We start from the raw sequence: 25,983 nt of genomic DNA, 5'->3' as shown, positions 1-25,983 counted from the left end.
CGGAATGTCAGAGCGAGCGGACGAGCAGTTCGGCAACGCCGATCCATGCGGGATGATCGATCACCACCTGCCGCTGGCCGACGCCGGGCGGGAGCAGCGCGACACGATCACCATCGCGATCGATCATGCGGCCGAATGCGAAACGGCCGCCGGGGCGGGGGGCGAGCACATCGCGGTTGAGCGCGCGGCCGAAATCATCGGGCCCAACTTGCCGCAGCCAGACCTGATCGCCTGAGCGGTATTCGCCGGCGCTTGCTTCCACAGTCATCACGACAAGCTGGGCCGAGCCGGGGCCGACCGGGAAAACCGCCGACATGGGCTTGGTCAGCGCCTCCGCACCGGTCGCTGCGAGGCGGGCGATGATCTGCGGTTCGCTTTCCACCTCGGCCTTGACCAGCAACTGCGGATCGACATCGAGCGCGGCGGCGATGCGGTTCATCCAGCCCAGCGAAAGCGAGCGCATGCCCGTTTCCAGACGGCCGATGGTTTGCGCAGTTGTCGGCGGCGCACAGCGCGCGGCGACATCGGCCAAGGTGAGGCCCATTTGACGGCGAATATCGCGGATGCGGTTGATCATGATCGGGGCACTTTCAGCGGCCTTATGCATGCTTTTACAGCTTTTGTGCGCTGCGGCAAGTTTTGTGCTTTCCTACAGGCATCACTCTCCGGCAAGGCAGCGCATGTTCCTGATTTGTTCAAAGGAGAGGTGGCATGGCGCAGGTTCTGGTCGAGCGTGAACTGACCGAGGAAGGGCCGCGGCGCGTGGACGGGGTGCGGCCCGGTTCCGGGTGCGCGGCGGTGCGCAGCGTGAAGGTCAATCTCGCCGAATCGCCGCTGACCTGGCTTCATGCGCGGGGCCATCTCAATGACCGGCAATTTGCGGCGGGTGAGCGGCTGCGGGCGGACTGGGAGCGCGCCGAACTCGCGCCCTCGGTGACGATGCGCTGGGACCCGGTGCGCATTGCGGGTGGCGAGCCGGGCCTGACGCCGGGCGAGCGGCAGCTCGCCGCACGCCGCCGCTTTGATGGCGCGATCGCGGCGGCGGGGCCGGGGCTTTCCGACATCCTGTGGCGCGTGGTCTGCGCGGGCGAGGGCGTTCCGGCTGCGGAAAAGGCGCTGGCCTGGCCTGCGCGCAGCGGCAAGCTGGTTCTGGAGCTGGCGCTCGACCGGGTGGCGGGATTTTACGGTGGGTCGTGAGGATTTCCCCCGCTCGCCCTGGGGGGTGTCTTGCTTCCCCGCGCGGGAATGTGCGAGCGGACAGGCTTTCCGATCTGCGGGAGCCTAGTCCATGGAAAGACGTGAATTTCTCACCGGTGCAGCGACCGCTGCGCTGACGGCTTGGCTGCCAGCACAGGCCTTCGCTGCCGCAGGTGGCGCGCCCGGCGATGCCGCCTTTGCGGCGCTGGCTGACCGCTTGTTCTACAACAACCTGCTGCTGACGCCGAACCATGCGACCGGGCTCGGGCTCGATACCGGCGTGCGCGCCGCGCTGCGATCGCGGCTTGATGACAAGAGCGAGGCGGGCCGGGCGGCCACGCAGGCGTTCGACCGCGCCGGGCTTGCCGCAATGCGCGGCGTCGATCCCGCCAGCCTCAGCCCCGCCGTGCAGCGGCAGCGCGATATCCTGGCCTATATGTTCGAGCGGCGGCTGGCCGGTGTGCCCTTCGGGATCGAGAGCGTGCAGCAGCCCTATCCGATCACGCAGCAGCAGGGCATCTACTTCGAAGTGCCGGACATGCTCGACAGCCAGCATCCGGTGGAAACCGCCGCCGATGCCGAGGCCTATCTCGCGCGGCTGCGGGCGTTTGCCTTTGCGCTGGATGAGGACACGCTGGGCCAGAAGCGGCTGGCGGGGCGCGGGGTGATCGCGCCGCGCTGGTCGCTCGATCTGGCACTGGGCCAGCTCGCCAAGCTGCGCAGCGCTGCGCCGGAGGCCAGCTCGCTGGTGCTTTCCTTGTCGCGGCGTACCACCTCCAAGTCCATTCCCGGCGATTGGGCGGCGCAGGCGGCGAAGATTGTCGGCGGCGACGTATATCCCGCGCTCGACCGGCAGATTGCGCTGATCAAGGCGCTGCGCCTCAGGACCCCGGCGGGCGACGGCGCGTGGCGCGTGCGCGGCGGCGATGCAATCTATGCAGCCGCGCTGGCCGAGGCGACGACGACCAAGCTGAGCCCGGAGGAAGTCCACAAGATCGGGCTCGAGCAGGTGGCCGATATCACCGGCAAGCTCGATGCGATCCTTAAGGCGGCGGGCTATACCAAGGGCACGGTGGGTGAGCGGCTGACGGCGCTGAACCATGCGCCGGACCAGCTCTATCCCGATAGCGATGCGGGGCGCAGCGACCTGATTGCCTCGCTCAACGCCGGGATCGCGGCGATGGCGAAGAAGCTGCCGCAAGCCTTTGCGAACTATCCCAGCGAGCCGCTCGAAATCCGCCGCGTGCCGGTGGAGATTCAGGACGGGGCTTCGAACGGCTATTACTACAGCGCCAGCCTCGATGGCTCGCGCCCGGCGATCTACTGGATCAACCTCAAGTCCGTGGGCGACTGGCCGCGCTATTCGCTGCCTTCGCTGACCTATCACGAGGGCATTCCGGGGCACCACCTGCAGGGCGGCTATGCGCAGAAGGGTGGCGCGCTGCCTTTGTATCTCAAGGACTATTTCCTCTCGGCGCACGGCGAAGGCTGGGCGCTCTATGCCGAGCAGCTGGCGGACGAGCTGGGCGGGTATTCGGCGCTGGAACGTGCGGGGTATCTGCAATCGTTCCTGTTCCGCGCAGCGCGGCTGGTGGTCGATACCGGCATCCACCACTACCGCTGGAGCCGCGAGAAGGCGACAGCCTACATGGTCGCCACAACCGGCTTCGCGCAGGCGCGCAGCCAGCGCGAGGTGGAGCGCTATTGCGTGCTGATCGGGCAGGCCTGCAGCTACAAGATCGGCCACACAGCATGGGTCGCGGCGCGCACGAAGGCGCAGGCGGCGCTCGGCGACAAGTTCAGCCTGCCGTGGTTCCATGGGATACTGGAAGAGGGCACGATGCCGCTGTTCATGCTGGAAAAGCGGATCGAAGAGCGGACGGCGGAGCGGTTGGCGGCGGGGTGAGGGGGCCTTCAGAAGACGTCATTCTCTTCAGGTTGTCGCAGCAGTGCGCGTCCCCATTTGTAAAGGCCGAAGCCTATGGCGAAGGGGACGCCGCCCACTATGAGTGGCAGATAGAGTGCGACGAGGACGGTCGGGTCTCTCGCCACCTCGGACGCACCGATGCCAATCACCGCAAGGGTGCACAGCCCGCTGGTGAGCATGATCATGATACCGGCCGCGAGCAGCAGGCCGCCGAACAGGCGCTTCATGATGTCCTCCGGGCGCGGGCGAGCACCGGCGCACCTTCGGCGCCGGGGCGGTAGAACGTGTTGTAGGTATCGAAGGGGATGATCTGCCGATCGGGCGTGACGAAGTGGACGCAGCTGCGCTTCACCGTTGCCAGATCGAAGTTGTAGCGATCAAGGAACTGCAGGATCACGACGCGGAAGCTGTTGGCATAGCCGAGGTCTTCCGGCACCAGCGCCTGCGGCAGGCAGCACAGCACGCCCGCCAGCTTTTCCTCGGTGTTGCACTGCGTGGTGGCGAGGCTGAACAGGTTCAGCATCGCCTCGCGCAGCGCAGGGTAGGCCTCGTAGCTGATCGTGTTGGGCCCGTTCAGCAGCACTTCGCGCGGGAGCAGCGAGGTGATCGGGGTTACCGAGCGGCCGGCGCGCAGGCCATAGCCGATGCAGATCTGATCGGGATTACAGGGCAGCGGGATCATGTCTTCCGCCGCAAAGACGCCCGCCTTCACCACCTCGCGCCGGATCTGGGTGATCAGCATGCGGTTGGCCTTGCCATCGAAGCCTTCGTTTCGCCCGGCATCCTGCACCGGCTGGAAGGTCACGCCGCGCACGCATTTCCATTCGAGCGCGTGGTTGACGATGGCCGCGATCTCGTCGTCGTTGACCCCCCGCTTCACCACGGCGACGAGCGTGGTCGAGAGGCCGACGCGCTCAAGCGCCTCCAGCGCCGACTGGCGGACGCGCGAGAGGCGGGCGCCGCGCAAGTTGACCAGCGCCTCGTCGTTCAGGCTGTCGAACTGGAGATAGACTTCGAGGCGGGGGGCGTAGCTGGCGAGGCGCTCCACAAACACCGGGTCCTGCGCGATGCGGACGCCGTTGGTGTTGATCATCACGTGGCGGATCGGGCGGCGCTTCACTGCATCGAGTACTTCGAAGAACTGCGGGTGGATTGTGGGTTCGCCGCCCGAAAGCTGGACGAGATCGGGCTCGCCCTCGCTCTCGACCAGCGCATCGAGCATGCCCTCGATCACGCTCAGCGGCAGGTGCGCGCCGTGGACGTTCTCGGCATCCGCGAAGCAGACCGGGCAGGCGAGATTGCAGGCAGAATTGATCTCCACGATGGCGAGGCAGCTGTGCTGTTCGTGATCGGGGCAGAGGCCGCAATCGAACGGGCAGCCGGCTTCGGTGCGGGTCTGCGCGGTGAGCGGGCGGTCGCCGGGCTTGAGCCAGTCCTTCTGGCCGCGCCAATAGGCAAGATCGTCGCTGATGAGCGTTTTCTGGACGCCGTGGGCGGCGCAGCGCTTGATATAGAAAACCGAGCCTTCTTCGATGATGACTTTCGCGGGGACGGTTTCGAGGCAAGTTTCGCACAGGCTCGTGGTCTGGCTGTGGAATATGTAAGGCGCGGCCTTGCGCTCAGGCGCTGGCAGGACGGTCGTTTCCACGTGCGATCCAGACGAGGGCATAAACTATCAGTCCGATCATGGCCAAGTTGAACACGTTTAACGGGCCGAGGATCTTTGGATAGGGCTTGAAGAACTCCCACGCAAATCGCTGCACCGCATAGAACAGCACGAAGGCATGGAAGCCGTGGCGCGTGGCCCAGGCGCGTTCGCGGGTGAGCGCGCGCCAATAGATGATAAGGAATGCCAGCATCGCGAGCGATTCGTAGATCTGGACGGGATGGCGCGCGATGCCATCGCCCAGATCGACGCCCCAGGGCAGGCTGGTGGGGATGCCGAAGGTCTGATCGGGAAGACCGGCGAAGAGGCAGCCGAGGCGGCCGACCATGATGCCGAGCGTGAGCGGAATGACGAAGGGCCCGCCGGTCGATCCGCGCACACCGCGCAGCCATTTCCAGAGCTCGACGGCGACGATTGCTCCGGCCAGCGCGCCCGCGACCGAGTGCGAGAGCGTGGGCCGGGCTTGCTGAAGTGTGTTGAGCGAACCCAGCAACCATGCACCCGCCGCCGCGCCGAGTGCGAGGCTGATGAAGTAATCAGGCGCGGTCTGCCGCGCGAGCTGCTCGACGTTGGCGCGACGGCGCTGGTAGACCCACCTGCCGCCGAGAAAGGCGACGAGCCAAGCCGAGAGATCGCCGAGATAGTGGAACCAGGGGGACGTGGGGATGTGGATCACGTGGGGGTGGTACCCACGGATCTGACCAAGGGCTAGCCCTCCACCATCTCCGCCAGTTCCAGCCAGCGTTCTTCCGCTGCGTCCTTCTCCGCGCGCGCCTTGTCCAGCCCGGCAGTCAGCGCAGCGAAGCGGGTGGGGTTCTTGGTGTAGAGGTCGGGATCGGCCAGCGCGGCTTCGTCGCGGGCGATGGCCTTTTCCAGTTCGGCGATGCGATCCGGGAGGATCTCGTAGTCGCGCTGGTCCTTGTAGGTTAGCTTGGCCTTCTTGGGTGGTGGGGGCGGCGACGGCGCGGCGGCGGGTTTGTCTGCCGTTTCGCGCGCGACGGGCTTGCCAGCGAGGCGCTGTTTGCGCTGCTTTTCCCAATCGGCATAGCCGCCCGCGACGACATCGACTTTGCCCGAGCCGTCCATGCCGAGCGTGATCGTGACGGTGCGATCAAGGAAATCGCGGTCGTGGCTGACGATCAGCACGGTGCCGTCGTAGTCCGAAATGACTTCCTGCAGGAGGTCGAGTGTTTCGAGATCGAGGTCGTTGGTCGGCTCGTCGAGCACGAGGAGGTTCGAGGGGCGGGCAAATTCGCGCGCGAGGAGGAGCCGCGAGCGTTCGCCGCCTGAGAGCGTACCGACGCGTGCCTCGACCATGCCGGGATCGAACAGGAAGTCCTTGAGATAGCCGTGGATGTGCTTGCGCACCCCTTGCACGTCGATCCAGTCGCTGCCTTCGGCCACCACATCGCGGATGCGCTTCTCGGGCGACATCAGGCTGCGCTGCTGGTCGATCACGACGGGGGTGAGCGTTTTCGCCAGCGTGACGGTGCCGCTGTCGGCCTCCAGTTCGCCGGTGAGGAGTTTCAGGAGCGTCGTCTTGCCCGCGCCGTTCGCGCCGACGAGGCCGATGCGGTCCTTGCGGGTGATCCGCAGGCTGAAGTCTTTCACGATGACCCGCTCGCCAAAGCGCTTGGTGATCTTGTCCGCGACGATCACCGCCTTGCTCTTGGCATCGTCGCTGGCGAGGGTGAGCTTGGCCGCGCCTTGCGGGCTGAGCATCGCGGCGCGGGTGGCGCGCATTTCCCAGAGCTTTTCGAGGCGGCCCATGTTGCGCTTGCGCCGCGCGGTGACGCCGCGTTCGAGCCAGTGGGCTTCGATCTTGAGCTTGGCATCGAGCTTGTCGGCGGCGCGGGCCTCTTCGGCGTAGACGGCTTCCATCCACGCTTCGTATCCGCCGAAGCCGATCTCGCGGCGGCGGAGCGAACCGCGATCGAGCCAGAGCGTGGCCTTGGTCAGGCGTTCGAGGAACGTGCGGTCGTGGCTGATGACGACGAAGGCGCCGTTGTAGCGCTGGAGCCAGGATTCGAGCCATTCGATTGCGGCGAGATCGAGGTGGTTGGTCGGCTCGTCCAGCAGCAGCAGATCGGGCTCACTGGCGAGCGCGCGGGCCAGCGCCGCACGGCGGCGTTCACCGCCCGAGGCGCTGTCGGCCTTGCGGGAAAGGTCGATGCCGAGCTGTCCGGCGATGGATTCGACTTCGTGGCGCGGCGGGGCGTCCTTGCCCGAAAGCGCGAAGTCCATGAGGGTTTCAAAGCCGGTGAAGAACGGGTCCTGCTCCAGCGTGACCACGCGCGTGCCTGGTTGGACCGAGCGGGTGCCCTTGTCGCCCTCGACTTCGCCCGAAAGCAGCTTGAGCAGCGTGGTTTTCCCCGCGCCGTTGCGGCCGATGAGGGCAAGCCGGTCACGCGGGCCGATCTGGATATCGAGATCGCGGAACAGCCAGCTTGTGCCCTGGTTGAGGCCGAGGCCTTCCCAGCTGAGGATTGGTGCTGCTGCCATGATGGGCCGCGCTTAGCGGCGCGGCGCGGCGCGGTCCAGTATCAGCTTGGCACTCGCTCGCCTGATCTGCCATAGTGACCCTACAGGGAAGCGGTCATGGGGTGGGGACCCCGCCCGCGCGTTCACAAGCTATTCAAAGGCCGCAGGTTATGGCGCTTCGCATCATGCGCGCAACTTCAGCAATCTTCACCCTTGGCCTCCTCGTTTCGCTCGCCCCTGCGGCCGATGCGCAGCAGCGCCGCGCTGACGAACAGCGCGAGGCGCGGCTCGATCTGCGCAACGGCAACGTGCGTTCGCTGCGCGAGATCGAGGCGCGGGTGCTGCCGACCAAGCGGGGCATGCAGTACCTCGGCCCCGAGTACGATCCGACCGCGATGGCCTATCGGCTGAAGTTCATTCAGGACGGGCGGGTCGTGTTTGTGGATGTCGACGCGCGCACGGGGCAGATCCTGGGCGAATCGCACTGAGCGGCTGCTTTATCTTTCTGATTTCTCGCAGAGACGCAGAGAGAAAGGGGAGAGCGCAAAGAGGTTGCCCAGCAAATTGACCTGGTGGCTTTGTCTGGAATCGGATGCCTTTGGCGCATTTAGTCCGCTTCGCGGTCTCCTTTTCCTTCGCGTCTCTGCGAGAATCCCCTTCTGGTCCTTGGCCTTGACGACAAACCGGGCCTGTTCCTTGACCGTTCAGGTTTGTCGCTCCATCAAGCTCCACGAAGATTGGTCCCGCCCGCAGCGGGTACAGCAAGGGGCAAACGATGCGCATTCTGATCGTCGAGGATGAACCGACCCTCGGCAAGCAGCTCAAGTCCACGCTCGAAGCCAACGGCTATGCTGTCGATCTTTCGGTCGACGGCGAGGACGGCCATTTCATGGGCTCGACCGAGGACTATGACGCGGTGATCCTCGATCTGGGCCTGCCGGAGATCGACGGGCTGACGGTGCTGGGCATGTGGCGCAAGGAGGGGCGCAAGTTCCCGGTGCTGGTGCTGACCGCGCGTGACAGCTGGTCCGACAAGGTGGCGGGGCTCGATGCAGGTGCCGACGACTATCTCGCCAAGCCGTTCCAGAGCGAGGAACTGATTGCCCGCCTGCGCGCGCTGATCCGCCGCGCTTCGGGCAATTCCTCGTCGGAACTGATCGCTGGCGGGGTGCGGCTCGATACGCGTTCGGGCCGCGTGACGCTCGATGGCGAGCCGGTGAAGCTGACGGCGCAGGAATACAAGCTGCTCTCGTACCTGCTCCACCACAAGGGCAAGGTGGTAAGCCGTACCGAGCTGATCGAACATATCTACGATCAAGATTTCGACCGCGATTCCAACACGATCGAGGTGTTCGTGACGCGCATCCGCAAAAAGCTGGGGCCTGATGTGATCACCACCATCCGCGGGCTTGGCTACAGCCTCGACGACCCGGCGCACGGCGGGCGCGGCTGAACGGCCAAGGGGCGCACGGCGTGGAACACAGCGTGATTGCCCCCGGGGAAACTCCTGCTGCGGCGCCTGAGGTGCAGCCTGCCACGGCGCCCCACACAGGATCGCTTTCGCGGCGCATGCTGCTGATTGCGGTGGCGTGGATTTCGGTGCTGCTGCTCGGTGGCGGTCTGGCGCTCGACCGGACGATGACCGGGCTTGCCACCCGCAATTTCGACGACCAGCTCGGCTATATGCTCACTGCCATGGTGGGCTCGGCGGAAATCGGGCCGGACGGCGAAGTGTTTTTCAACCGGGCACTGGGCGACCAGCGCTTCCTTGAGCCCAATAGCGGCCTTTACTGGCAGATCAGCGGCAAGGGGCACGAGGATTTCCCCTCGCGCTCGCTGTGGGACCGCACGCTCAAGCTCAAGGGCGATCACTTCGATGGCGCGCCTCATGTCTATGATAGCGAGCAGTTCGGCGAGGAGCGGCTGCGCATCATCGAGCGGTCGGTCATCCTGCCCGGTAGCCAGATCAACTGGCAGTTTGCCGTGGCGGCGAGCCGCAGCGATCTCGACGCGCAGATCCGGCGGATCCGGGCGATCCTGATCTGGTCGTTCGTGGTGCTGGCGCTCGGCCTCATCACCATGGCGGCGCTGCAGACCTATTACGGCCTTGGCCCCTGGCGCCGGGTCCGCCGCGCGATTGCCGACATGCGCGAGGGGCAGGCGCGGCGAGTGGATGAGCCGCTGCCGCTGGAAGTCCAGCCGCTGGTCGAGGAAATCAACGCGCTGCTTGCGCATTCGGAGCGGCAGGCCGAAGAGGCGCGCACCCATGCCGGCAACCTCGCCCATGCGCTCAAGACCCCGCTGACGGTGGTGATGAACGCGGCGACGGCGAAGGCGGATGACCTTTCCGACACCGTGATCCGCGAGGCGGCGGTGATGCGCCGGCAGGTCGATCACCACCTTGCCCGCGCCCGTGCCGTGGGCCGCCGCGCGACGGGGCTTTCGCGCGCCAGCGTGGGCGAGAGCGCCGAAGCGGTGGAGCGCGCAGTCGTGCGGCTCTATCCGCAAGTGCGCTTCGATATGGACGGCAACCGCGAGGCCAGCGTCGCGATCGAGCGGCAGGACCTCGACGAAATCCTCGGCAATCTGATCGAGAACGCGGCCAAGTATGGCGGCGGCTCGGTCTTCGTGACGATCGATGCGGTGCCGGATGATCCCAAGACTTGCGAGATCTGGATCGAGGACGACGGGATGGGCATCCCGGATGAGGCCAAGGACAAGCTGTTTGCGCGCGGCGCGCGGCTCGATACCGGCAAGCCCGGCACCGGGCTGGGCCTTGCGATCGTGCGCGATGTGGCCGAGCTTTATGGCGGATCGATCACGCTGGGCGAGAGCGAGGATCTCGGCGGGTTGATGGCGGTGCTGCGGCTGCCAAGATCGGGTGGGAAGTAGGCGGCAGGCTCAGGCCCGCGGATGCGCATTTCGGTAGACGTCGAGCAGCGTTGCCGCATCGACCTTGGTGTAGATCTGCGTCGAGGACAGGCTGGCGTGGCCGAGGAGTTCCTGCAGGCTCCTGAGGTCTGCGCCCGCGCCAAGGAGATGCGTCGCGAAGCTGTGGCGCAGGGCGTGGGGGGTGGCCGTGGCGGGCAGGCCGAGCACGGTACGCGCGCGGGCGACGGCGCGCTGGATCATGGCCTGGGCAAGCGGGCCGCCCTTGGCACCCCGGAACAGCGGCTCGCTGCGCGCGAGCGGGAAGGGGACCTTGGCCGCATAGTCCTCCACCGCCGCTTTCACGATGGGCAGGATGGGGACGACGCGCTGGCGGCCGCCCTTGCCCGTCACGGTCAGTACATCGGCCAGCGGCAGCGCGGCGGCGGTGAGCGACAGCGCCTCGGCAATGCGCAGGCCTGCGCCGTAGAGCAGCAGCAGCACCGCGCGGTCGCGCGCGCCGATCCACGGTTCGCTGCCTTCGCCTTCGACCATCGCGGCGAGATTCACCGCGTCGTCCGGCGTGACGGGGCGGGGCAGGCCTTTCTTGATCCGGGGGCCGCGCAGGCGCGGCGCCGGGGCATCCGCGCCACCGACCTGCGTGCGGGCGAAGGCAAGGAAGGCCTTGAGGGCCGAGAGTTCGCGCGCGGCGGAGACGTTGCCGATCCCATCGGCGCGGCGGGCCGCCAGTTGCGTGCGCACATCGCCGACTTCGAGGCGAGCGAGCGTGGCCCAGTCATGCGGCGGGGGCAACGCGGCAAGCAAACGCGCGGCGGTCGCGACATAGGCGAGCACTGTGTGCGGCGAGCGGCGGCGGGCGAGCGCCAGGTGATCGCGCCAGGCTTCGAGCAGATCGGGGGCGCTCATGCCGCCACGAGTCCAGCGGGGACAATCTCCGCCAGCAGGCCATCGAGCAGCGGCATGCCCGCATCGGTCACGATCAGGCGGTCGGCGCGTTCGTTGAGCAGGCCTTGCGCGGTGTAGAATGCGCGCTTGGCAGGATCGATCAGATCGGTTTCAGGAAGGCCGAAGCGCTGGGCCAGCGCGGCTGGCGCGATGCCTTCGTCGAGGCGCAGGCCCATAAGGAGCGCTTCGGCGGCCTGTTCGCGGATGCCAAGCTCGCGAATTTCGGCGATGCCGTGGTGCTGGGCGCTGACGGCCTTGAGGAAATTTTCGGGCTTGCGGTGGCGCACCGTGGCGAAGCCGCCGCGCCTGCCGTGGGCGCCGGGGCCGATCCCCACATAGTCCTGATAGCGCCAGTAGACGAGGTTGTGGCGGCTTTCCTCACCCGGGCGGGCGTGGTTGCTGATCTCGTAGGCCGGAAGGCCGGCGGCCAGCGTGCGCTCGCGGGTCAGGGCGAAGAGATCGCCCGCCATGTCATCATCCAGCGGGGTGAAGCGGCCCTCGCGCACCAGCGTGGCGAAGCGCGTGCCGGGCTCGATCGTGAGCTGGTAGAGCGAGAGATGACCCGTGCCGAAGGACAGCGCGCGGGCGAGTTCGGCCTCCCACAGCGCGGGCGTGTGATCGGGCCGGGCGTAGATCAAATCGAAGCTCACGCGGCGGAAATGGCGCTGCGCCACATCGAGAGCGGCGAGGCCTTCAGCGGCATTGTGGAGCCGGCCGAGGAACACCAGCGCGGCATCGCCCAGCGCCTGCAGGCCGAGCGAGACGCGGTTGATCCCGGCCTCGGCCAGCCCGGCGAACCGGGCCGCCTCGACCGAGGAGGGATTGGCCTCCAGCGAGATCTCGATGTCCTCGGCAAAGCGCCAGTGGCGGCCTGCGGCCTCGATCAATGTGGCCACCAGCGCAGGGGGCATGAGCGACGGGGTGCCGCCGCCGAAGAAGATCGAGGTAAGCTCGCGGCCACCCGTCAGCGCCGCCTCATGAGCCATGTCGGCAAGCAACGCGCGCTGCCATACGTCGACGTCGATGCCCTCTCGTACATGGCTATTGAAGTCGCAGTATGGGCACTTGGCGAGGCAGAATGGCCAGTGGATATAAAGGGCGAAGGCCATGCATCTTTCCAGCCTGAGTCGGGCGGGTAAAGTCAAGGGCCAAAGCCTTGGGGAAAGCGCATATGTGGGGCAGTCGAGCACTTGCGATCACTATTCTTGCTGCCGTGATGGCCGTGCAGCCGGCAGCGGCGCAGGTGACCGTGACGCCTGTCGGGACGGTGGGACCGCGGCTGCTTGCTGTGCAGAATGCCGAGCGACTGCGGCTGCGAGTGAAGCCGCTCGTCTGGAGCGCCAAGCTGGCGGAGCATGCGAAAAAGTGGGCGCAGACGCTCGCCGTGTCCGACATGTTCGAGCACGCGCCGATCGGTGCCGATGGCGGGGAGGGGGAAAACCTCTGGACCGGCACGAAGGATGATTACACCCCGGAAGAAATGATCGGCTTCTTCATCGACGAGGGAAAGCTCTTCAAGCGGCGCAAGTTTCCCGATGTCTCGACCACAGGACGCTGGGAAGATGTGGGGCACTATACGCAGATCGTGTGGAAGGATACGCGCGAAGTGGGCTGTGCGATCGCCAGCAACCGGCAGAACGACTATCTGGTGTGCCGCTATTTCCCTGCTGGGAATGTCATTGGGCAGCAAGCCTATGACTACAAGGCTGCTGCTGCCCCCGCTACCGCTCCCGTCACTGCCGCGCCGGTCGCTCCGGCGGCCGTCAGTCCGTCAAAGCCGACGAAACCAGCTTCGAAAAAGCGTCGGCGCGGTGGCTGATGCGGTGCTTTTCGGCCGGGTCCAGCTCGGCAAAGGTGCGCGCATCGCCTGAGGGCACGAAGACCGGATCGTAGCCGAAGCCCATCGTGCCGCGCGGGGGCCAGGTGAGCGTGCCCGTGGCGCGGCCTTCGAACACCGCCTCGCGGCCATCGGGCCAGGCGAGCGCGAGGACGCAGGCAAACCAGCAATCGCGCGCGGTATCGGGGCCGAGCTCTGCAAGTTTGCCCTCGACCTTGCCCATCGCCATGTACCAATCGCGGCCCGGACCGCCTTCGTAGGGCGCGGCTTCGGCCCAATCGGCGGTGTAGACGCCGGGAGCGCCGCCGAGCGCAGCGACGCAGAGGCCGGAATCATCGGCCAATGCAGGCAGGCCCGAGGCGCTGGCCGAAGCGTGAGCCTTGATCAGTGCGTTTTCGGCAAAGGTGGTGCCCGTCTCGGCGGGTTCGGGCAGGCCGAGTTCGCCCGCCGAGAGGCAGTCCATGCCGTAGGGTGCCAAGAGCGCCCGGATTTCACGCAGCTTGCCCGCGTTGTGGGTGGCGATGACGAGTTTTCCGGGCGCTAGCAGGCGGGTCATGGTCTTGCCCCCAACTTTTCGTCATTCCCGCGCAGGCGGGAATCCAGAGCGGCTGACGCTGCGCCTTGGGCTCTGGATCCCCGCCTGCGCGGGGATGACGAGGGTAGGTGGGGGCAGAAAGTCATTGGCCGACGGCGCGGGCCTGGGCGGCGAAGATTTCCGTGCAGCCGATGCGGGCGAGGCGCAGGAGGCGCAGCAGGCCTTCCTCGTCATAGGTCGCGCCCTCGGCAGTGGCCTGGACTTCGGCGATATGGCCGCCCTCGATCAGCACGAAGTTGGCGTCGGCATCGGCCGAGCTGTCCTCGATGTAGTCGAGATCGAGAACGGGCGTGCCCTGATGAATGCCGCAGGAGATCGCGGCGACCTTGCGGGTCAGCGGGTCTTCCTTGATCGCGCCGCTGTCCATCAGCCCCTGCACGGCAAGGCGCAGCGCGATCCACGCGCCGGAGATCGAGGCTGTGCGGGTGCCGCCATCGGCCTGGATCACGTCGCAATCCAAGGTGATCTGGCGTTCGCCCAGCTTCTTCATATCGGTGACGGCGCGCAAGGAACGCCCGATCAGGCGCTGGATTTCCTGCGTGCGGCCCGATTGCTTGCCCTTCGCTGCCTCGCGGCTGCCGCGGGTGTGGGTGGCGCGGGGGAGCATCGAGTATTCCGCCGTGACCCAGCCTTCGCCCTTGCCGCGCATGAACGGCGGCACGCGTTCTTCGACCGAGGCGGTGACCAGCACCTTGGTATCGCCAAAGCCGATCAGCACCGAGCCTTCGGCGTGCTTGGTGAAACCGGTTTCGACGGTGATGGCGCGCATTTCATCTGCGGCGCGGCCTGAAGGACGCATGGGAATTCCTTTGGTTGAAGTTTGCGCAGCCTTTAGCCCGCGCGGAGCGGAATGAAAGGCCCTGCGGCACGAAAAGACGGGGGCCTCGATGCCTTTCACGGCGGGATGAACTGTCCTAGATAGGAGCGATGGTAGGCCCCGGACTTTCTGAACTCTCGCTCCGCGCCCGTGAAATCTTCCGGCTGGTGGTCGAAGGCTATATCGCCAGCGGGCTTCCCGTCGGCTCGCGCACCCTCGCGGGGAGCGGGGCGGTCGGGCTTTCTTCGGCCTCGATCCGATCGGTTCTGCAGGAATTGCAGGACGCAGGGCTGCTGGCGGCGCCGCACACCAGCGCGGGGCGGATGCCGACCGAGGTGGGCCTGAGGCTGTTCGTTGATGGCATCATGCAGGCGGCTGAGCCTTCGGCAGCGGAGCGCGCGCAGATCGAGCGGGGGCTGGCCGAGGGCGGCACGATCGAGGCGGCGCTGGCGGCGGCGAGCTTGGCCTTGTCCGATCTCTCGGCCGGGGCGGGCGTGGTGATGGTGCCGCACCGGGAAATGCGGCTGGCGCAGATTTCCTTCGTGCCGCTGGGGCCGGCACGGGCGCTGGTCGTGCTGGTGGGGGATGACGGCACTGTCGAGAACCGGGTGATCGATCTGCCGGGGATGACGAGTGCCTCGACGCTGGAACAGGCGGGCAACTACCTCACCGCGCGGATGGCCGGGCGGACGTTGGCCGATGCCTTGCAGGCGATCCGCGCGGAAATCGCGGGTGGGCGCTCGGCGCTCGATGCGGCGAGCGCGGCGCTGGTCGAGCGGGGGCTGGCGGTGTGGAGCCGCGATGCGGCGCAGCGGCCGGTGCTGGTGGTGCGCGGGCAAGCCAATCTGCTCGACGAAGCGGCGCTGGGCGATATTGAGCGGGTGCGGCAGCTGCTGGACGAGCTTGAAAGCGCCGAAGCGATTGCGGGCGTGCTCGATGCCGCGCGCGAGGCTGACAGCGCGCGCATTTTCATCGGCAGCGAGAACCGGCTGTTCTCGCTTTCGGGCTCCTCGGTGATCGCCGCGCCATGGCGTGACGGGGAGGGGCGCGTGGTCGGCGTGGTGGGAGTTATCGGGCCGACGCGGTTGAATTATGCGCGGGTTGTCCCCATGGTTGATTTCACGGCTCAATCCTTGAGCAGGATCATCACGCAGGACGGATTTACGCGAAAATGACTGACAACGACACGCGCCCGACGGATGCAGAAATGGCAGCTGAACTTGAAGGCGTGCCTTCCGAACTGACCGATGGCGGCGATGGCCTGGGCGAACTCGTGGAAGCGCTTAAGGGCGATCTCGAGGCGGCGAAGCAGGACGTGCTCTATGCCAAGGCCGAGACGCAGAACGTGCGCCGCCGCATGGAAAAGGAAATGGCTGACGCGCGCGCCTATGCCGCAACCGCCTTTGCGCGCGATATTCTTTCAGTGGCGGACAACCTTTCGCGTGCGCTCGAATCGATTCCCGCCGAGCTGCGCGCTGACGACAAGATGAAGAACCTTGTCGCGGGGCTGGAAGCCACGGGGCGCGAGATCGAGAAGGTCTTTGCGAGCCACGGGATCAGCCGCATCGCTGCCAAGGGCCTGCCGCTCGATCCGCACCAGCATCAGGCGATGCTGGAAATCCCCTCTGCCGATGTGGAGCCGGGCACCGTGCTGCAGGAACTGCAGGCCGGCTACATGATCAAGGACCGCCTGCTGCGCGCCGCGATGGTGGCGGTGGCGAAGAAGCCGGATTAAGGCTGCGTCGCTGGATCATGCTTCCGTTTGTGCTGGGCGGACTGGCGGCGCGCCAGTCTGTTCCCCATCATCCTCTGCACGCGGTGTATGAGGATGAGGGGGACACTTGCGACGGAGATATCACCTTGCCCAAGGCCCCTTGGGTAGCAAGCGTTAGCGACTGCTCAACGCCTCAACAGAAGCAAAAGAGCATCACCTGAGTTCGTCATTGCGAGCGCAGCGAAGCAATCCAGGGTGGCTCTGCGCGGCTCTGGATTGCTTCGCTGCGCTCGCAATGACGAAGTTTTTTTGGGGGGGTGGCGTTCAGCCCAGCAATCCCACCACCTCGTCCGTGTTATAGAGATCTGCAAACACGAACGCGATGCTGTGCAGCGTGGCCGCGTGTTCGGCGTCCGTCAGCGCGGCATTCGCATCGCCTGCGAACAAGACGCGGTAGTTGAACTGCATGGCATCGCGCGCGGTGCTTTCGCAGCAGCAGTTGGTGAGCGTGCCGGTGATGAGCACGGTATCGATGCCGCGCGCTTTCAGAACGGCGTCCAGATCGCTGGTGCCGGGGGTGAAGCCGCTGAAGCGGTGCTTGTCGACCACCGCATCGCCGGGCTCTACATCCAGCGCAGGCCAGAAATCATGATAGTGCGCGCCCGACGTGAAGGCGGCGCGGTGGGCCGCTGCGCCTGAACCCAGCCGGCGGACGAAGACCGACCAGCTGGCCGCATCGGGCGTGGTGAAGCGCAGGAACAAGTTGAGCCCGCCGCCCGCGCGCACGGCGGCGCTGATCCGGTTCACGTTGCCGACGATCTCTCGGGCCATCGGCACTTCGACCGGTGAACCTTCTTCCAGAAAGCCGTTCTGCATATCGACGCAGATGTGGGCGAGGCGCTTCGGGTCGATTTCATCGAACACATTGCGCACGCCCCCGCGCGCGGCGGCGACGGCATCGAGGATGGCGTGGGTGTCTATGGCATGCGGCATCGGCGCGGTCCTTTTTCTGCGCGGCAAACGTGCCATGGCCGCGCGGGTTTGCGCCAGAGCGGGGCAGCGGACCTTTCGCGTGGCGGAACCCGGCGGCGGGATGCGCGTTTGTGCCTGAGCAGGGACAAGCATCCGGGGGCCACAAGGAGTCTGGACGATGAAACGCAAGATCATGCTTCCCATAGTGGCCGTGGCAGCGCTCTCGCTTGTCGGCTGCGCACGGAATTACGGCGCCGAAGGGGCGCTGCTGGGCGCGGCAGGCGGCGCTGTGATCGGCGGCGCAACAGGCGGCGATGTCGGCACCGGCGCGGCGATCGGCGCGGCAGCTGGCGCGGTAGGCGGTTCGCTGATCAAGAAGCACGGCCGCTGCTATCGCCGCGATCGCGATGGTTATGAATATGAGGTTCGCTGCTGACGAGCCGTTGTGCGCGCCCGGTCAGGCAGACCTGACCGGGAACGGCAGCACGGATTGCAGCGCGGCAAGCGAAGGGGCCGCTGCATGCGGCGCACCCCTCGCGGCGAGGAAGGCGTGGGCGACAAGTTCGGCCTGCTGTTCGATGCCGTAGGCTGTGAAGGGCCGCGCAGGATCGAAGCGGTAGGCATAGCGGCAGAACGGATGGCGCATCAACGGCAGGTAGAACCGGCCGCGCTGCTGCGTCTGCCAGACATGCACGAGTTCGTGGATGAAGAGGCCCTGCAGACCGAGCGGGGCCTGCGCAAAATCGTCGCGGTAGTGCGGGCTCGCCGGGTGGAAATGGACGTGCCCCATCGGCGCCATCACGGTGCCGCGCGGCTGGAACGGGAAGAACCGGCGGCGCCGGATCCGCACGGGTGCGAGATCGAGGGCGCCGCCGAAAACGCTTTCAGCCAAGGCTCGTTCGCCCGGCGTGAGCGGACGTTCACCGCCGGGAGGGACCCTGTGCGGCAGGGTCACATGTGATCCATCATGCCTTCCATCGCGCCGGTTTCCTCGACTTTCGCGAAAGTGCTCACCTTGTCACCATTGGCGAGCGTGAAGGTGACTTCGACATCCTTGCCCGCCTTCACCGTGCTGGCGAGATCGAACAGCATCACATGATAGCCGCCAGCCTTGAATTCGGCGGGCTGCTTGTCGCTGAAGCTTACCGAGCTGACGGGAGCCATCGACGATACGCCGTTCTCGGTCTTGCTTTCGTGCATTTCGGCGCGCCCGGCGCCGTCGACATGGACAGCCACGAGCGTGTTGGCCTGACCCGCAGTCTGCTGGATCGTGAAATAAAGCACCCCCGGATTGCCGGGCACGGCGGGCAACTTGATGACCGGTTCGATCACGCTGACGTTCGGCGCATTGTCGGGCGCCAAGGGGTTCGGCGCAGAGCCGGAAGCGGCGCTAGCTGAAGCCGTTGCGGCAGCATCGGGCGCATTGCCGCTGCAGGCAGCGAGCGCGAGCAGGCTGGCCCCAGCGGCAAGGGCGAGACCAAAGCCGAATGCATTGGAACGGATAGGGGGCATCGAAGCTCTCTCCAGTCTTGAAACGAGATGGTACATAGGCGCGCGGCTGGGCCTTGTCCCGGGACGAAGGCGACCTATATCGCCCTCTGTCAGAGCTGCATAGACGAAGGCTCGCCCGGTTCGGGGGGCGCTTCAAGCGCGGCGTCTAGTGGGCAAGGAAACAGGAACACCATGGCTAAAGTTATCGGTATCGACCTCGGCACGACCAACAGCTGCGTTGCGGTGATGGACGGCGGCACCTCGAAGGTGATCGAGAATTCGGAAGGCGCGCGCACGACGCCCTCGATCGTTGCTTTCACCAGGGATGGTGAGCGCCTGATCGGGCAGCCGGCCAAGCGCCAGGCCGTGACCAATCCTGACAACACCATCTTCGCGGTGAAGCGCCTGATCGGCCGCCGCTTCGAAGATCCCATGACCCAGAAGGACATGGCGCTGGTTCCCTATGGCATCGTCAAGGGCAAGAACGGCGACGCGTGGGTCAAGGCGGGCGGCGAGGACTACAGCCCCTCGCAGATTTCGGCCTTCATCCTGCAGAAGATGAAGGAAACTGCCGAGAGCTATCTTGGCGAGACCGTGACGCAGGCCGTGATCACCGTGCCGGCCTACTTCAACGACGCGCAGCGCCAGGCGACCAAGGACGCCGGCCAGATCGCAGGCCTTGAAGTGCTGCGCATCATCAACGAGCCGACTGCGGCCGCGCTGGCCTATGGCCTCGACAAGCAGGACGGCAAGACCATTGCGGTCTACGACCTTGGCGGCGGCACGTTCGATATCTCGGTGCTCGAGATCGGCGACGGCGTGTTCGAGGTGAAGTCCACCAACGGCGACACGTTCCTCGGCGGTGAAGACTTCGACAACGTGCTGGTCGAGTACCTCGCGGACAAGTTCAAGGCCAAGGAGAACATGGATCTCCGCACCGACAAGCTCGCCCTTCAGCGGCTCAAGGAAGCGGCTGAAAAGGCCAAGATCGAGCTTTCGAGCGCGCAGACGACCGAGATCAACCTGCCCTTCATCACCGCGCGCATGGAAGGTGGCAGCACCACCCCGCTGCATCTGGTGGAAAACGTCACGCGGTCTGACCTTGAAAAGCTCGTCTCGGGCCTGATCCAGCGCACGCTGGAGCCGTGCCGCAAGGCGATTGCCGATGCCGGCCTCACCGCCAAGGACATCGACGATGTCGTGCTCGTCGGCGGCATGACCCGCATGCCGCGCGTGCGTGAAATCGTGAAGGAGTTCTTCGGCAAGGATCCGCACACCGGCGTGAACCCGGACGAAGTCGTCGCCATGGGCGCGGCGATCCAGGCCGGCGTGCTGCAGGGCGATGTGAAGGACGTGCTGCTGCTCGACGTGACCCCGCTTTCGCTGGGGATCGAGACGCTGGGCGGGATCATGACCAAGATGATCGACCGCAACACCACGATCCCGACGAAGAAGAGCCAGGTCTACTCGACCGCCGAGGACAACCAGCAGGCGGTGACGATCCGCGTTTTCCAGGGCGAGCGCGAGATGGCGCAGGACAACAAGCTGCTCGGCCAGTTCGACCTCGTCGGCATTCCGCCGGCGCGGCGCGGTGTGCCGCAGATCGAGGTGACGTTCGATATCGACGCCAACGGTATCGTGAACGTCAGCGCCAAGGACAAGGGCACCGGCAAGGAACAGCAGATCCGCATCCAGGCCTCGGGCGGGCTTTCGGACAACGACATCGAGCAGATGGTGCGCGATGCCGAAAAGTTTGCCGAAGAGGACAAGAAGCGCCGCGAGGCGGCCGAGGCGCGCAACAACGCCGACAGCCTTGTCCACGCGACCGAGCGGCAGCTTGAGGAGAATGGCGACAAGATCGACGCTGCGCTGAAGGCCGAGATCGAGGCCGCGATTGCCGAGACCAAGACGGCGATCGAGGGCGGCGATCCGGCCGACATGAACGCCAAGACCCAGGCGCTCACCGATAAGGCGATGAAGATGGGCCAGGCGATCTACGAGAAGGAGCAGGCCGCTGCTTCTTCGCCTTCGGCCGAGGCTCCGAAGGACGCTGAGGACGTGGTGGACGCCGAGTTCTCGGAAGTCGACGACACCAAGTGATGTTGCGTTAAGTCGGCCCGCCGCCTGCCTTTCGGGTGCAGGCGGCGGGCCGCTGTTCTTGGATGGGGACCGCAATGTCGGCTGAAATTGATTTCTACGAACTGCTCGAGGTGGAGCGCACCGCAGACGAAAAGGTGCTCAAGTCCGCCTATCGCAAACTCGCCATGAAGTTCCATCCGGACAAGAATCCGGGGTGCCAGGACAGCGAGGCGAAGTTCAAGCAGATCAACGAGGCCTATGCCTGCCTCTCCGATCCGCAGAAGCGGGCGGCCTATGATCGCTATGGCCATGCCGCCTTCCAGCAGGGCGGCCAGGGCGGTGGTGGCGGCGGCTTTGGCGGCGGCGACTTCGGCGATCTTGGCGATATCTTCGAGACGATCTTCGGCGGCGCATTTGGTGGTGGTGGCGGCCGCCAGCAGGCCCGCCGCGGCGCGGACATGCGCTATGACATGGAAATCACGCTCGAGGACGCGTTTCACGGCAAGTCGGTCGAGATCGCGGTCGAGGTGGCCCAGAGCTGCCAGCCCTGCGGCGGCACCGGCGCAACGCCCGGCACCACGGCGCGGCGCTGCAACTTGTGCGGCGGGCACGGCAAAGTACGTGCGCAGCAAGGCTTCTTCATGGTCGAGCGCACCTGCCCGACCTGCCATGGCCGCGGCGAAGTGATCGAGAGCCCCTGCAAGAGCTGCCGCGGCGAGGGCCGCGTCGATGCCGAGCAGAAGCTTGATGTGCAGATTCCGGCCGGCGTGGACAACGGCACGCGCATCCGGCTGGCCGGCAAGGGCGAGGCCGGGCCGTTTGGCGCGCCTGCGGGCGATCTCTACATCTTCCTTCACGTGAAGCGCCACCGCATGTTCGAGCGCGAGGGGACGACGCTGCTGACACGCTGCCCGATCAGCTTCACCAAGGCTGCGCTGGGCGGGGAGATCGAAATTCCCGGGCTCGACGGAGCGCGCCACAAGATCGAAATTCCCGCCGGCATCCAGTCCGGCAAGCAGCTGCGCAAGCGCGGTGCGGGCATGCCCGTACTGCAGGCGCGCGGCACGGGCGATCTGGTGATCGAGATTCAGGTCGAGACGCCGACCAAGCTGTCCGCCCGCCAGCGCGAGTTGCTGCGTGAATTCCAGGCGACTGAAACGGGCGAGGAAACCCCGCAGTCGAAGGGTTTCTTTGACCGGATCAAGGATGCCTGGAACGATCTGACGGAGTGAATTGCGGATCATTCCGGATCAGACATTACCCTTACCTGTCGTCATTGCGAGCGTAGCGAAGCAATCCAGGGCGTTTGTGCGTGACGCTCTGGATTGCTTCGTCGCTGCGCTCCTCGCAATGACGAGGTTTGGGGACCAGGTATGGGGGAGGCACGGATCGCGGGCACGGGGCATAAACGTGGCCGATCCGCTTGAACCTTAGTCCCCCGCAAACATCGCGTTCACTTCGGCGAACACGCCATCGACCATGCCCGGCTCAGCGGTGAGGCGCGGCTTTTCCTCATCGAGGATCGCGAGGAAGACGTCGCGCTTGAAGGCGCGGATCACGCTGGCCGGCAGCGGCGGCTCGGCGGTCGAGGCGATCAGGTCCACCGTGCGCTCGGCACCGTGGAGGCGGCCCCAGAGGTAGTCGTTCTCGCGGTAGGCGCGCGCGAAGAAGGCGCCGAAGTGGAAGAATTCGACCCCCTTCAGGCAGGCGTAGGTGCCGCCGGTGCGGATCGACAAAGCGTCTTCCGGGGAAATCCGGTCGACCTTCACGGGATCGAATTCGCCCATGCCCTCGCCCTGCAGCAGCGGCAGGGTGGCCACATCGTAGAACGGGAAGCCGAGGTAGGCGTAGAGGAAGCGCCGGCGCAGCGGCTTGCTCATCGCGGCGAGACCTTCGACGATCATCGCATCGACGGCAAGGTCGATGCCGGTGAGATCACGCCGGGAGGCAATGGCAGCGAGCACATCGGCGGGGCGGGCGAGCGCGCTGGCGGCGACGGCAGCGAAGTCCTCGCCCAGCCCGGCCGCAGTCTGCTTCGCCTGATAGAGCGCCTGCGCGCGGTAGACCATGTCGCGCGCGGTCTCGCGTTCGGCGGGGCTGATCCCTTCGGCATCGTCCCAATCCTGCGTGAGTCGGCGGGCCAGCAGCTTCAGGCGGCGGATGCGGAAGCCAAGATCGTGCGCGCGGAAAAAGGCGATGGCCTCGGTCGTGGCGCCGCCCCTGGCCTGCGCGAGCCGGTCGAAGCCGAGCGTGGCGAGGTGCGCCCAGAGTTCAGCCTCGACCGCGCCGCGTGGCGGGGCTTCGATCATCGCTTCCTCGGTCACCTGCGCGAGGGAAGCGACGACGCCGGCAAGCTTGACCTGCGCATAGCCATGGAAGGCGAACCCGGCCTGCTCAGCCGCCGCTTGCTGGGCCTTGGCGCGCCATGCGGTCAGGCGTTTGAGCGTGGGCTGATCGAAGAAGAAGGTATAGCCGAACAGGCGCTCCACCGCCGTATCGATCTCGCCGCGCAGGGTATCGACGATCATCCGCAGCCGCGCCCGTTCGCGCGATTGGGCCTCCAGCGCCTCAAGGTTGTCGCGGATCGGCTGTTCGCGCGGGATCGACGAAAGCGAGCCGAAGATGGCCGAGAAGAAGCCGACCGAACGCTCCATGTGGTCCGGCATGGGGGTGCGGGCCGGGCTGGGATCGATGTAGACGAACCGCCGATCGACCTCGCGCTGCGCGGGCCGATCGCGCAGCACGGCCATGGCCGGGGCAAACGGCCGATTGACCAGCACCGCGCCATCGACAAGCGCGACTTCGCCAAGCTGGCCGCGCTTCCAGCGGCTGGGCATCACGCGCTTGAGGAAGGCCTCCCGGCCGTGCCAGGCAAGCCCGCGTTCGGTGGTCAGCTGGTCCATTTCCGCGAGCATGAGCGGGGGGAAAGCGCCGGGAAAGCTGGCGGTCGAGCGGGCGGCGAAGACGAGTTCGGCGCGCTCGGCAATGTCTTCGCCCGCGCCTGCCGAGGCATTGCGGCGAAAGCCGATGGCAAGGCGGTGCTCGCTTTCCTCGACAATCGGCGGGCTGTTGAGGCGCAGATCTTCGCGGTGGCCGTTGAAATCCGTGGCGGTGACCAGCAGATCGAGCGGGTGGCCGGCCGGAAGCAAGGGCGCGGTGCCGCTGCCGGTTTCGGCCATCGCATCAAAGGCTTCGGCGAGGAGATGCGAGAAGCCGATCCCGCTGAACGGCGGCGCGAACCAGCGCGCGCGGATGAGGTGCGAGAGCTTGAGGCGCACCTCGCGGCGCGTGCGGGCCGAACCCACCGTGCGGCTGACGACATTCCCCGGACGCTTGAGGAGGAACCACACGAGCGGCTGGGCCCAGAACTTGGCAAAGCGGCTCCACGGCCGGGCATCGGGATCGAGCAGGATTTCAACGTCTGCCCGTTCAAGCCAGAGCGTGGTCAGCGGCTCCAGGCTCTGCCCGCTCGCCAGCGCCTGCGCGAGGAACACGCCGTTGATCCCGCCCGCGCTGGCGCCCGAGATGATATCGGGAAGGATGCGCAGCCTGAGATCGCGCGTAGACTCCAGCATTTCGAGCAGGCGCCGGTAGACTGCCTCGGCACCGGTGCCGGCAGGGGCCTCATCATGAAACGCGCGGCTGGCGCGCGTGGCGTACCAGATCTCTTTGGTGACGCCGTGCATGTAGACCGCAAGGCTGATCCCGCCGTAGCAGACCAGGGCGAGCCGCAGTTCCTTTTCCCGCATGAAAAGCAACATGACAGCCTTCGCAGCGCTTCGCCAGTGCGGTGCTTGTATAAGACTGTGCTGTAAACCGCGCCGACATTTCGGGCAGGCACTCGCGCCCTGGCAGCGAAAAATCGGGCAATCCAAAGGTTAACACGCCGAAACAGGGTGTCAGATTTACCGACGCTTTACCCCTCTGCGCATAAACCGCGACGAGAAGGTCCGCACCGGGCCGCATAGACGGATGATTGCGGCACCATGATCCGCCTGTTCAAACTCTACATTCCGAACGCGGTGTTCCTGCTGGCACTGCTCGATTTCATCCTGCTGATCGCGTCGGGCGAACTCGGCTGGACGGTCCGGGCGAACCAGATCGGCATTGATGGCGGCGTGGTGGCGGATCGGTGGATGCCGCTGCTGATCTTTGCCGGGCTGGTGCAGACCGCGATGATCGCGGTCGGCGTCTATGGTTCGGATGCGCTGCGTTCGATGCGCTATGCTACCGCGCGGCTGCTGGTGGCGATCAGCCTTGGCATCATTGCGCTTTCGGTCGTCTATTTCGTGCTGCCGGGCCACACCTTGTGGCGGTCCAACCTGTTCTACGCGATGTTCATCGCGATGGCGCTGCTGGTGTTCATCCGCATCCTGCTGGGCGGCCTGCTCGGCACGGCAGTGTTCCGCCGGCGCGTGCTGGTGCTGGGCGCGGGCGACCGGGCGGAGCGCCTGCGCCAGTTGGGTGAGCGGGTGGAGGCGGGCTTCGTCATCGTCGGCTTCGTCGGGATGAGCGACAGCGCGCCGGTGATCAAGGAAGCGATCAACCGCAACGCGATCCACAATCTCACGCGCTATGTCGAGAACCTCGGCGTCAGTGAAGTCGTGCTAGCGCTGGAGGAGCGCCGCAATGCGCTGCCGCTCAAGGACCTGCTGCGGATCAAGACGACCGGCGTCCATGTCAATGATTTCTCGACCTTCATGGAGCGCGAGACGGGCCGCGTCGATCTCGATACGGTCAACCCGAGCTGGCTGATCTTCTCCGACGGGTTTTCTTCGGGCCGCATGATTTCGAGCGCTTTCAAGCGGATCTTCGATATCTGTGCGAGCCTGCTGCTGCTCATCCTGACCGCGCCGGTGATCGCGCTTTTCGCGATCATCGTGAAGCTCGACAGCAAGGGGCCGGCCTTCTTCCGCCAGACCCGTGTCGGGCTCTATGGCCAGAACTTCAGCCTGATCAAGCTGCGCTCGATGCGCACCGATGCAGAAGCGGCAGGGGCGCAGTGGGCGGCCAAGGACGATCCGCGCGTGACCCGCGTGGGCCGCATGATCCGCAAGCTGCGGATCGACGAGCTGCCGCAGGCCTGGACCGTCCTCAAGGGCGAGATGAGCTTTGTCGGCCCCCGTCCGGAGCGGCCCGAGTTCGTCTCCGACCTCGAGGAAAAGCTGCCCTATTACGCCGAGCGCCACATGGTGAAGCCGGGCATCACCGGCTGGGCGCAGATCAATTATCCTTATGGCGCCTCGATCGAGGATTCGCGCCACAAGCTCGAATACGATCTCTATTATGCCAAGAACTACAGCCCGTTCCTTGATCTCCTGATCCTCCTCCAGACGCTGCGCGTGGTGCTCTGGAACGAGGGTGCGCGCTGAG

Annotated in this window: 25 protein-coding genes; 12 read left to right on the top strand and 13 right to left on the bottom strand. The window is 66.0% G+C overall.

The features are described from left to right. Positions 1 to 7: 7 nt before the first annotated feature. Complete coding sequence (locus Q0071_RS10010; protein WP_298168281.1) at positions 8 to 577, bottom strand: helix-turn-helix transcriptional regulator; 570 nt, start codon at positions 575 to 577, stop codon at positions 8 to 10. Positions 578 to 711: 134 nt separating this feature from the next. Between Q0071_RS10010 and Q0071_RS10005 the strand changes: the two genes are divergently transcribed. After that, positions 712 to 1,197, top strand: coding sequence for a DUF6456 domain-containing protein (locus tag Q0071_RS10005; protein ID WP_298168278.1), 486 nt, complete (start codon positions 712 to 714; stop codon positions 1,195 to 1,197). 91 nt (positions 1,198 to 1,288) lie between these two features. Further along, positions 1,289 to 3,103: a DUF885 family protein gene (locus Q0071_RS10000; protein WP_298168275.1), complete on the top strand. Its 1,815-nt coding sequence runs from the start codon at positions 1,289 to 1,291 to the stop codon at positions 3,101 to 3,103. Between the two features lie 8 nt (positions 3,104 to 3,111). Here Q0071_RS10000 and Q0071_RS09995 read toward each other — a convergent pair whose 3' ends face one another. From Q0071_RS09995 to Q0071_RS09980, 4 genes are read right to left on the bottom strand one after another with little or no spacing between them, the layout of a single operon-like run. Then, the gene (locus Q0071_RS09995) at positions 3,112 to 3,351 is read right to left on the bottom strand and encodes a hypothetical protein (protein WP_298168273.1); all 240 of its coding nucleotides are present in this window, start codon (positions 3,349 to 3,351) and stop codon (positions 3,112 to 3,114) included. Then, the gene (locus Q0071_RS09990; protein WP_298168270.1) at positions 3,348 to 4,772 is read right to left on the bottom strand and encodes a radical SAM protein; all 1,425 of its coding nucleotides are present in this window, start codon (positions 4,770 to 4,772) and stop codon (positions 3,348 to 3,350) included. Before Q0071_RS09990 ends, Q0071_RS09995 begins: the two co-directional genes overlap by 4 nt. Beyond that, positions 4,744 to 5,466, bottom strand: coding sequence for a prolipoprotein diacylglyceryl transferase family protein (locus Q0071_RS09985; protein ID WP_298168267.1), 723 nt, complete (start codon positions 5,464 to 5,466; stop codon positions 4,744 to 4,746). Before Q0071_RS09985 ends, Q0071_RS09990 begins: the two co-directional genes overlap by 29 nt. Before the next feature lie 32 nt (positions 5,467 to 5,498). Next, positions 5,499 to 7,292: an ABC-F family ATP-binding cassette domain-containing protein gene (locus Q0071_RS09980; protein WP_298168264.1), complete on the bottom strand. Its 1,794-nt coding sequence runs from the start codon at positions 7,290 to 7,292 to the stop codon at positions 5,499 to 5,501. Between the two features lie 164 nt (positions 7,293 to 7,456). Here Q0071_RS09980 and Q0071_RS09975 point away from each other — a divergent pair, with 164 nt between their 5' ends. The 3 genes from Q0071_RS09975 to Q0071_RS09965 all read left to right on the top strand — a co-directional run bounded on the left by Q0071_RS09975 (position 7,457) and on the right by Q0071_RS09965 (position 10,163). Next, the gene (locus Q0071_RS09975) at positions 7,457 to 7,759 is read left to right on the top strand and encodes a hypothetical protein (protein ID WP_298168261.1); all 303 of its coding nucleotides are present in this window, start codon (positions 7,457 to 7,459) and stop codon (positions 7,757 to 7,759) included. A gap of 287 nt (positions 7,760 to 8,046) precedes the next feature. Next, complete coding sequence (locus Q0071_RS09970; protein ID WP_147160025.1) at positions 8,047 to 8,724, top strand: response regulator transcription factor; 678 nt, start codon at positions 8,047 to 8,049, stop codon at positions 8,722 to 8,724. A 116-nt stretch (positions 8,725 to 8,840) separates the two neighbouring features. After that, complete coding sequence (locus Q0071_RS09965) at positions 8,841 to 10,163, top strand: HAMP domain-containing sensor histidine kinase (RefSeq protein ID WP_298168358.1); 1,323 nt, start codon at positions 8,841 to 8,843, stop codon at positions 10,161 to 10,163. A 9-nt stretch (positions 10,164 to 10,172) separates the two neighbouring features. Here Q0071_RS09965 and Q0071_RS09960 read toward each other — a convergent pair whose 3' ends face one another. After that, entirely contained in the window at positions 10,173 to 11,066 is an 894-nt protein-coding gene (locus tag Q0071_RS09960) for a tyrosine recombinase XerC (RefSeq protein WP_298168252.1), read from the bottom strand. Next, a complete protein-coding gene (hemW, locus tag Q0071_RS09955; protein WP_298168249.1) occupies positions 11,063 to 12,214 on the bottom strand; it encodes a radical SAM family heme chaperone HemW in 1,152 nt (383 codons plus the stop codon). The genes Q0071_RS09960 and hemW overlap by 4 nt, the downstream gene beginning before the upstream one ends. Before the next feature lie 62 nt (positions 12,215 to 12,276). On the opposite strand from hemW, the gene Q0071_RS09950 reads away from it, so the two are divergent. Continuing rightward, positions 12,277 to 12,924: a CAP domain-containing protein gene (locus tag Q0071_RS09950; protein ID WP_298168246.1), complete on the top strand. Its 648-nt coding sequence runs from the start codon at positions 12,277 to 12,279 to the stop codon at positions 12,922 to 12,924. On the opposite strand, the gene rdgB is transcribed toward Q0071_RS09950, so the two are convergent. Next, a complete protein-coding gene (gene rdgB, locus Q0071_RS09945) occupies positions 12,869 to 13,498 on the bottom strand; it encodes an RdgB/HAM1 family non-canonical purine NTP pyrophosphatase (protein WP_298168244.1) in 630 nt (209 codons plus the stop codon). The two genes, Q0071_RS09950 and rdgB, sit on opposite strands and share 56 nt — an antisense overlap. Before the next feature lie 121 nt (positions 13,499 to 13,619). Continuing rightward, positions 13,620 to 14,336 carry a ribonuclease PH gene (gene rph / locus Q0071_RS09940; protein WP_298168240.1) on the bottom strand — a complete coding sequence of 239 codons (717 nt, stop codon included), beginning with the start codon at positions 14,334 to 14,336 and terminating at the stop codon, positions 13,620 to 13,622. A 128-nt stretch (positions 14,337 to 14,464) separates the two neighbouring features. On the opposite strand from rph, the gene hrcA reads away from it, so the two are divergent. Both hrcA and Q0071_RS09930 read left to right on the top strand, forming a co-directional pair. Next, positions 14,465 to 15,529 carry a heat-inducible transcriptional repressor HrcA gene (gene hrcA / locus Q0071_RS09935; RefSeq protein ID WP_298168237.1) on the top strand — a complete coding sequence of 355 codons (1,065 nt, stop codon included), beginning with the start codon at positions 14,465 to 14,467 and terminating at the stop codon, positions 15,527 to 15,529. Beyond that, positions 15,526 to 16,089 (top strand): nucleotide exchange factor GrpE, encoded by a 564-nt coding sequence (locus Q0071_RS09930; RefSeq protein WP_298168234.1) that lies wholly within the window; start codon positions 15,526 to 15,528, stop codon positions 16,087 to 16,089. The genes hrcA and Q0071_RS09930 overlap by 4 nt, the downstream gene beginning before the upstream one ends. A gap of 303 nt (positions 16,090 to 16,392) precedes the next feature. Here Q0071_RS09930 and Q0071_RS09925 read toward each other — a convergent pair whose 3' ends face one another. Further along, positions 16,393 to 17,061 (bottom strand): isochorismatase family cysteine hydrolase, encoded by a 669-nt coding sequence (locus Q0071_RS09925; RefSeq protein ID WP_298168231.1) that lies wholly within the window; start codon positions 17,059 to 17,061, stop codon positions 16,393 to 16,395. Positions 17,062 to 17,218: 157 nt separating this feature from the next. On the opposite strand from Q0071_RS09925, the gene Q0071_RS09920 reads away from it, so the two are divergent. Next, entirely contained in the window at positions 17,219 to 17,476 is a 258-nt protein-coding gene (locus tag Q0071_RS09920) for a YMGG-like glycine zipper-containing protein (protein ID WP_298168229.1), read from the top strand. A gap of 21 nt (positions 17,477 to 17,497) precedes the next feature. Here Q0071_RS09920 and Q0071_RS09915 read toward each other — a convergent pair whose 3' ends face one another. Beyond that, entirely contained in the window at positions 17,498 to 17,932 is a 435-nt protein-coding gene (locus tag Q0071_RS09915) for a vgr related protein (RefSeq protein ID WP_298168226.1), read from the bottom strand. Between the two features lie 59 nt (positions 17,933 to 17,991). Then, positions 17,992 to 18,552 (bottom strand): copper chaperone PCu(A)C, encoded by a 561-nt coding sequence (locus tag Q0071_RS09910; protein WP_298168224.1) that lies wholly within the window; start codon positions 18,550 to 18,552, stop codon positions 17,992 to 17,994. Between the two features lie 171 nt (positions 18,553 to 18,723). Here Q0071_RS09910 and dnaK point away from each other — a divergent pair, with 171 nt between their 5' ends. Further along, complete coding sequence (gene dnaK / locus Q0071_RS09905; protein ID WP_298168221.1) at positions 18,724 to 20,631, top strand: molecular chaperone DnaK; 1,908 nt, start codon at positions 18,724 to 18,726, stop codon at positions 20,629 to 20,631. Positions 20,632 to 20,705: 74 nt separating this feature from the next. Continuing rightward, the gene (gene dnaJ, locus Q0071_RS09900; RefSeq protein WP_298168218.1) at positions 20,706 to 21,842 is read left to right on the top strand and encodes a molecular chaperone DnaJ; all 1,137 of its coding nucleotides are present in this window, start codon (positions 20,706 to 20,708) and stop codon (positions 21,840 to 21,842) included. Positions 21,843 to 22,040: 198 nt separating this feature from the next. Here dnaJ and Q0071_RS09895 read toward each other — a convergent pair whose 3' ends face one another. Beyond that, positions 22,041 to 24,371 carry a patatin-like protein gene (locus Q0071_RS09895; RefSeq protein ID WP_298168215.1) on the bottom strand — a complete coding sequence of 777 codons (2,331 nt, stop codon included), beginning with the start codon at positions 24,369 to 24,371 and terminating at the stop codon, positions 22,041 to 22,043. A gap of 225 nt (positions 24,372 to 24,596) precedes the next feature. On the opposite strand from Q0071_RS09895, the gene Q0071_RS09890 reads away from it, so the two are divergent. Then, positions 24,597 to 25,982 (top strand): TIGR03013 family XrtA/PEP-CTERM system glycosyltransferase, encoded by a 1,386-nt coding sequence (locus Q0071_RS09890; protein ID WP_298168212.1) that lies wholly within the window; start codon positions 24,597 to 24,599, stop codon positions 25,980 to 25,982. Position 25,983: the final 1 nt, after the last annotated feature.

Source organism: Novosphingobium sp., assembly GCF_027486195.1.
Taxonomy (GTDB): domain Bacteria; phylum Pseudomonadota; class Alphaproteobacteria; order Sphingomonadales; family Sphingomonadaceae; genus Novosphingobium.
The sequence above is the reverse complement of the archived record's forward strand: the minus strand, read 5'-3'. Positions and strand labels throughout refer to the sequence as shown.

Coding starts and splice junctions, on each gene's coding strand:
- Q0071_RS10010 (WP_298168281.1), bottom strand. CDS start 577: ATGATCAACCGCATCCGCGATATTCGCCGTCAAATGGGCCTCACCTTG.
- Q0071_RS10005 (WP_298168278.1), top strand. CDS start 712: ATGGCGCAGGTTCTGGTCGAGCGTGAACTGACCGAGGAAGGGCCGCGG.
- Q0071_RS10000 (WP_298168275.1), top strand. CDS start 1,289: ATGGAAAGACGTGAATTTCTCACCGGTGCAGCGACCGCTGCGCTGACG.
- Q0071_RS09995 (WP_298168273.1), bottom strand. CDS start 3,351: ATGAAGCGCCTGTTCGGCGGCCTGCTGCTCGCGGCCGGTATCATGATC.
- Q0071_RS09980 (WP_298168264.1), bottom strand. CDS start 7,292: ATGGCAGCAGCACCAATCCTCAGCTGGGAAGGCCTCGGCCTCAACCAG.
- Q0071_RS09975 (WP_298168261.1), top strand. CDS start 7,457: ATGCGCGCAACTTCAGCAATCTTCACCCTTGGCCTCCTCGTTTCGCTC.
- Q0071_RS09970 (WP_147160025.1), top strand. CDS start 8,047: ATGCGCATTCTGATCGTCGAGGATGAACCGACCCTCGGCAAGCAGCTC.
- Q0071_RS09965 (WP_298168358.1), top strand. CDS start 8,841: ATGCTGCTGATTGCGGTGGCGTGGATTTCGGTGCTGCTGCTCGGTGGC.
- Q0071_RS09960 (WP_298168252.1), bottom strand. CDS start 11,066: ATGAGCGCCCCCGATCTGCTCGAAGCCTGGCGCGATCACCTGGCGCTC.
- hemW (WP_298168249.1), bottom strand. CDS start 12,214: ATGGCCTTCGCCCTTTATATCCACTGGCCATTCTGCCTCGCCAAGTGC.
- Q0071_RS09950 (WP_298168246.1), top strand. CDS start 12,277: ATGTGGGGCAGTCGAGCACTTGCGATCACTATTCTTGCTGCCGTGATG.
- rdgB (WP_298168244.1), bottom strand. CDS start 13,498: ATGACCCGCCTGCTAGCGCCCGGAAAACTCGTCATCGCCACCCACAAC.
- rph (WP_298168240.1), bottom strand. CDS start 14,336: ATGCGTCCTTCAGGCCGCGCCGCAGATGAAATGCGCGCCATCACCGTC.
- hrcA (WP_298168237.1), top strand. CDS start 14,465: ATGGTAGGCCCCGGACTTTCTGAACTCTCGCTCCGCGCCCGTGAAATC.
- Q0071_RS09930 (WP_298168234.1), top strand. CDS start 15,526: ATGACTGACAACGACACGCGCCCGACGGATGCAGAAATGGCAGCTGAA.
- Q0071_RS09925 (WP_298168231.1), bottom strand. CDS start 17,061: ATGCCGCATGCCATAGACACCCACGCCATCCTCGATGCCGTCGCCGCC.
- Q0071_RS09920 (WP_298168229.1), top strand. CDS start 17,219: ATGAAACGCAAGATCATGCTTCCCATAGTGGCCGTGGCAGCGCTCTCG.
- Q0071_RS09910 (WP_298168224.1), bottom strand. CDS start 18,552: ATGCCCCCTATCCGTTCCAATGCATTCGGCTTTGGTCTCGCCCTTGCC.
- dnaK (WP_298168221.1), top strand. CDS start 18,724: ATGGCTAAAGTTATCGGTATCGACCTCGGCACGACCAACAGCTGCGTT.
- dnaJ (WP_298168218.1), top strand. CDS start 20,706: ATGTCGGCTGAAATTGATTTCTACGAACTGCTCGAGGTGGAGCGCACC.
- Q0071_RS09895 (WP_298168215.1), bottom strand. CDS start 24,371: ATGTTGCTTTTCATGCGGGAAAAGGAACTGCGGCTCGCCCTGGTCTGC.
- Q0071_RS09890 (WP_298168212.1), top strand. CDS start 24,597: ATGATCCGCCTGTTCAAACTCTACATTCCGAACGCGGTGTTCCTGCTG.